This window comes from Neisseria sp. P0001.S005 (genome assembly GCF_051963715.1).
The window spans coordinates 1-5,210 of the sequence record NZ_JBQCTZ010000227.1 but is presented as its reverse complement, the minus strand read 5'-3'; the positions used below and the strand labels follow the sequence as shown (position 1 = coordinate 5,210).

The following is a 5,210-nucleotide window of genomic DNA, read 5'->3' as shown; positions in this document are numbered from 1 at the left end:
AAAGGCGGCAGCGTTTGGGCAGAAGCCGACGAAAACACCAACACCCTCGTCGAATACCGCTTCGTCAAACGCTACCAGGCCAAAAACGGCGAAAAAGGTCACGGTTCCGACCGCTACGGCGCAGGGGCGGACGACATCATCCTCAAAATGCCCGTCGGCACCCTCATCCGCGACCTCGACACCGACGAAATCGTCGCCGACCTCACCCACCACGGCCAGCGCGTCTGCCTCGCCAAGGGCGGCAAAGGCGGCTTGGGCAATATCCACTTCAAATCCTCCGTCAACCGCGCCCCGAAACAATCCACGCCCGGCGAAGAAGGCGAAACCCGTTCCCTGCAACTCGAACTCAAAGTCCTCGCCGACGTCGGCTTGTTAGGCATGCCCAACGCCGGTAAATCCACCCTGATTACCGCCGTATCCGCCGCACGTCCAAAAATCGCCAACTACCCCTTCACCACCCTGCATCCGAATTTAGGCGTCGTGCGCATCGACGAAAACCACAGCTTCGTCATGGCCGACATCCCCGGCCTGATTGAAGGCGCGGCAGAAGGCGCAGGCTTGGGACACCGCTTCCTCAAACACTTATCACGTACCGGCCTGCTGCTGCACGTCGTCGATTTGGCACCCTTCGACGAAACCGTCAACCCCGCCGAAGAAGCCCTTGCCATCATCAACGAATTGCGCAAATACGACGAAGAACTCTACGGCAAACCGCGCTGGCTGGTGCTGAACAAACTCGACATGCTCGACGAAGAAGAAGCCCAAGCACGCACCGCCTCCTTCCTCGAAGCCATCGGCTGGGACTACCCGAAACCAGACGACCGCTTCCAATTCGACATGAAAACCCCGCGCCTCTTCCAAATCAGCGCTCTGACCCACCAAGGTACGCAGGAATTGGTGCACCAAATCAACCAATACCTGACCGAGAAAAAACGCATCGAAGCCGAGAAAACCGAAACGGAGCAGGCAGCGGTAAATACCGAGATTGCCGAGCAGCAGCCTAAAACGGATACCGGCGTATTTAAGCCGGAGTAAAAATTTCAGACGGCCTATTGATGACGTAAAAGGCCGTCTGAAATTCAACAAAGTATTCTTAGAAAGAATCGTAACTACCACGAACAAGCTAATCGTCTACGGGCGATTATTAAGTAACCAAATATGATATAGCCGCTTACGGGCGGCTATGAGCAAGATATGTCCAAACCCTTTCTGAAATGGGCTGGAGGGAAGTATAAACTTGTCCCCTTTATTGAAACCCACATCCCCACAAAAAAACGAAAACGCCTGATTGAACCGTTTTCAGGCTCTGCTGCCTTATCACTGTCTTTGGATTTTGAGAGGTATTTGCTCAATGACATTAATACTGACTTGATTGTTCTGTTTTCAAACTTAAAAACAGAAAAACATAGTTTTATCGACTACGCACATTCTTTCTTTATCCCTGAAAATAATAACGAAAAAAAATATTATGACTTACGTGACAGATTTAACCACAGTACTGACACCATTGAGCGCGCAGCTCTGTTTGTTTATCTGAACCGCCATGCCTTCAACGGATTGTGCCGTTACAACAGCAAAGGCTGTTTCAACGTACCGTTCGGACGCTACAAATCTCCTTATTTCCCCGAAACCGAAATGCAGGCTTTTGTACAGAAATCCGAACGGATAGATTTGACCTGCAGCGATTTCCAGACGGCATTAGATGCAGCGGAAGATGGCGACACCATTTATTGCGACCCACCTTATGCACCTTTGAGCGAAACCTCGTCCTTTACCTCCTACTCCAAAAGCGGTTTCGATTTGGACGAACAAAAACGCTTGGCAGAAATTGCCAAACAAACAGCACGGCGGGCGCACGGTATTCTAATTTCCAATCACGATACCACATTTACCCGTGAGATTTACCGTGGTGCTGTTATTAAAACAGTCGAAGTTCAACGCAGTATTGCCGCCAAAGGAAGCAGTAGGAAAAAAGTCGGAGAATTACTAGCAATTTATGAGTGAATTTAACAAACTATCGGAAGAAGTAGCACATTATGGACGCAGTCTGAAAAAACTGGTTTCAGACGACTCCATTATTTATAACGAAGACTCTCTTCATGTGATGCGCCGTATCTTGGACAAACACTCGGATGGCTGTTTTGATATGATTTTTGCCGATCCTCCTTATTTTTTATCCAATGATGGCTTTACCTGCCAAAACGGGCAAATGGTTTCCGTCAATAAAGGTAGTTGGGATAAATCTAAAGGCATGGCGGCGGATTTAGTTTTTTACGAAGAATGGCTGCGCTTATGCTATGCCTTGCTAAAACCGAACGGCACGATTTGGGTATGTGGCACATTCCATAATATTTATCTGATCGGCTACTTGATGCAGACCATCGGGTATCATATTCTGAACAATATTACCTGGGAAAAACCTAATCCCCCACCTAATTTGTCCTGCCGATTTTTTACCAATTCCACCGAAACACTGTTATGGGCAAAGAAAGATAAGAAGGCAAAGCATATTTTCCATTACGACATGATGAAAATACAAAACAATGGCAAACAGATGAAAAGTGTCTGGGTGTTCCCGCCACCAAACAAAACGGAAAAAACGTTCGGTAAACACCCAACGCAAAAACCGCTAGCATTGCTAGAGCGCTGTATATTAGCTGCATCTAATGTTGGCGATTTGATTTTCGACCCATTTATGGGCAGTGGAACAACAGGCGTTGCTGCTATAAAAAATGGACGGAAATTTTGCGGATGTGAGATGAAGCAAAATTTTTTTGAATTGGCAGAGAAAAGGATAACTAATGGAACGTAGAGAGGCTATTGTGAAAATGCAGGATTTACTTGGAAAGAACCTACATGATTTAGCAAGAGAATATAATGTTACTGTCTATGCTCCATCAGGAAAAGTTAATAAAGGTTGGGCGGGACATGTAGTAGAACGTTTTTTGGAGTTGCCGTTAAATTCTGCCCAATCACCCAACTTCGGTTCATGGGAATTAAAATCTATCCCAATAAAAACCCTAAGAAATGGTAGATTAGCATTCAAAGAAACGATGGCTATTACTATGATTGATCCTGTCAATGTTTGTCAGAAAGAATTTGAAGATAGCCACTTACTATCAAAATTAAAAAAAGCAGTCGTTGTTGCAAGAACTGTTGGGAGAACTGTTGATGACCCTAGTTTTGTTTATGATATTGTCGAATTTGATTTGAATGAAGGTTCTGATTTATATGAATCAGTAAAAGCTGATTACAATTTAGTACGTCAGACCATTCTAGACCCAAATAAAGGATTTAATTTCCTGATAGGCAAGATGGGTATATATATCCAACCAAGAACAAAAGGATCAGGACATGGTTCTACATCCAGAGCATTTTATGCTCGTCCTTCATTTTTGGCTAAATTCATTAATTTAAATAGTACAGAAAATTAAACATGACCACCATCTACAACACCCTTACCCGTCAAAAAGAACCTTTCACCCCCATCGATCCTAAAAACGTGCGTATGTACGTTTGCGGTATGACCGTTTACGACTATTGCCACTTAGGTCATGCCCGTGTGATGGTTGTGTTCGACATGATTGCCCGTTGGTTGCGCGAGTGCGGTTATCCGCTCACTTATGTGCGCAATATTACCGACATCGACGACAAAATCATTGCCCGCGCGGCTGAAAACGGCGAAACCATCGGCGAGCTAACTGCGCGTTTCATTCAGGCTATGCACGAAGATGCCGATGCCTTGGGTGTGTTGCGTCCGGATATTGAGCCGAAGGCAACGGAAAACATTCCGCAAATGATTGCCATGATTGAGACCCTGATTCAAAACGGCAAGGCTTATCTTGCCGCCAACGGCGACGTTTACTATGCCGTGCGCGAGTTTGCCGCTTACGGACAATTATCGGGCAAATCGTTGGATGACCTGCGCGCAGGGGAGCGTGTGCAAGTCGATGGTTTCAAACGCGATCCGCTTGATTTTGTATTGTGGAAAGCGGCCAAAGCAGGCGAGCCGGCATGGGAAAGCCCTTGGGGCAACGGCCGTCCGGGTTGGCACATCGAATGCTCCGCAATGAGTGAAAACCTGTTCGGCGATACTTTCGATATTCACGGTGGCGGTGCGGACTTGCAGTTCCCACACCATGAAAATGAAATTGCCCAAAGCGTCGGCGCGACAGGCCATACCTGCGGCCATGACCACGCGCAAACCCATCACGGTCAAAGCATTGCCAGCCATGTCAAATACTGGCTGCACAACGGCTTCATCCGTGTGGACGGCGAAAAAATGTCCAAATCGTTGGGCAACTTCTTCACCATCCGCGAAGTGTTGAAACAATACGACCCGGAAGTCGTGCGTTTCTTCATCCTGCGCGCCCACTACCGCAGCCCGCTGAACTACTCCGACGCGCATCTGGATGACGCCAAAGGCGCACTGACCCGCCTGTACACCACTTTGAAAAACACCCCAGCCGCCGCGTTCGAATTGTCCGAAAATGCCAACGACTACACCAGCCGCTTCTACGCCGCCATGAACGACGATTTCGGTACGGTCGAAGCCGTTGCCGTACTGTTCGAACTGGCAGGCGAAGTGAACAAAACCAATGATGCGCACCTCGCCGGCTGCCTGAAAGCTTTGGGCGGCATCATCGGCCTGTTGCAACGTGATCCGATTGAGTTCCTGCAAGGCGGTGCCGTTTCAGACGGCCTGTCCAACGAGGAAATCGACGACTTGATCGCCCGCCGCAAACAGGCGCGCGCGGATAAAAACTGGGCGGAATCCGACCGCATCCGCGACCTTCTGAACGAACACAAAATCATTCTGGAAGACAACGCCGGCGGCACGACCTGGCGCCGCGGTTGATTTCATGGCATAGATAAAAGGCCGTCTGAAACTGTTTTCAGACGGCCTTTTTAATTTTGCTATTTCAAAAAGGGCGCAAACATCGCGCCCTTGGTTGAAAACATCATTTCATTTATGCGCCGAATACTTTCAGACGGCCTTCGATTGGTTGGAAGGCTTTTTCGCCGGCTGGAGCCGCGATACCGCCAATCACCATTTGCGCACGCAACAACCAGCTTTCCGGCAGATTCCATTCTTTAGCAATGGCTGCATCAGGCAGCGGATTGTAGTGTTGCAGATTGGCGCCGATACCGGCAGCCGCCAATGTTGTCCACACAGCATATTGAACCATGGCATTTGCCTGATCCGCCCA

Annotated in this window: 5 protein-coding genes and 1 pseudogene; 5 read left to right on the top strand and 1 reads right to left on the bottom strand. The window is 48.3% G+C overall.

Translation table 11 applies throughout. From position 1 onward, the window contains the following. The 5 genes from obgE to cysS form a co-directional block, all read left to right on the top strand. The coding region (gene obgE / locus ACTHSP_RS17580; protein ID WP_440346553.1) for a GTPase ObgE at positions 1–1,035 on the top strand (1,035 nt) is incomplete at its 5' end. A gap of 159 nt (positions 1,036–1,194) precedes the next feature. Next, positions 1,195–2,004 carry a Dam family site-specific DNA-(adenine-N6)-methyltransferase gene (locus tag ACTHSP_RS17575; protein ID WP_049329459.1) on the top strand — a complete coding sequence of 270 codons (810 nt, stop codon included), beginning with the start codon at positions 1,195–1,197 and terminating at the stop codon, positions 2,002–2,004. After that, the gene (locus ACTHSP_RS17570; RefSeq protein WP_440346552.1) at positions 1,997–2,812 is read left to right on the top strand and encodes a DNA-methyltransferase; all 816 of its coding nucleotides are present in this window, start codon (positions 1,997–1,999) and stop codon (positions 2,810–2,812) included. Before ACTHSP_RS17575 ends, ACTHSP_RS17570 begins: the two co-directional genes overlap by 8 nt. After that, positions 2,802–3,434 (top strand): MutH/Sau3AI family endonuclease, encoded by a 633-nt coding sequence (locus ACTHSP_RS17565; RefSeq protein WP_440346551.1) that lies wholly within the window; start codon positions 2,802–2,804, stop codon positions 3,432–3,434. Before ACTHSP_RS17570 ends, ACTHSP_RS17565 begins: the two co-directional genes overlap by 11 nt. 2 nt (positions 3,435–3,436) lie before the next feature. Next, positions 3,437–4,858: a cysteine--tRNA ligase gene (gene cysS, locus ACTHSP_RS17560; RefSeq protein WP_049350930.1), complete on the top strand. Its 1,422-nt coding sequence runs from the start codon at positions 3,437–3,439 to the stop codon at positions 4,856–4,858. A gap of 112 nt (positions 4,859–4,970) precedes the next feature. On the opposite strand, the pseudogene ACTHSP_RS17555 reads toward cysS, so the two are convergent. Further along, positions 4,971–5,210: pseudogene (locus ACTHSP_RS17555) on the bottom strand (nitroreductase family protein); the annotation flags it as partial.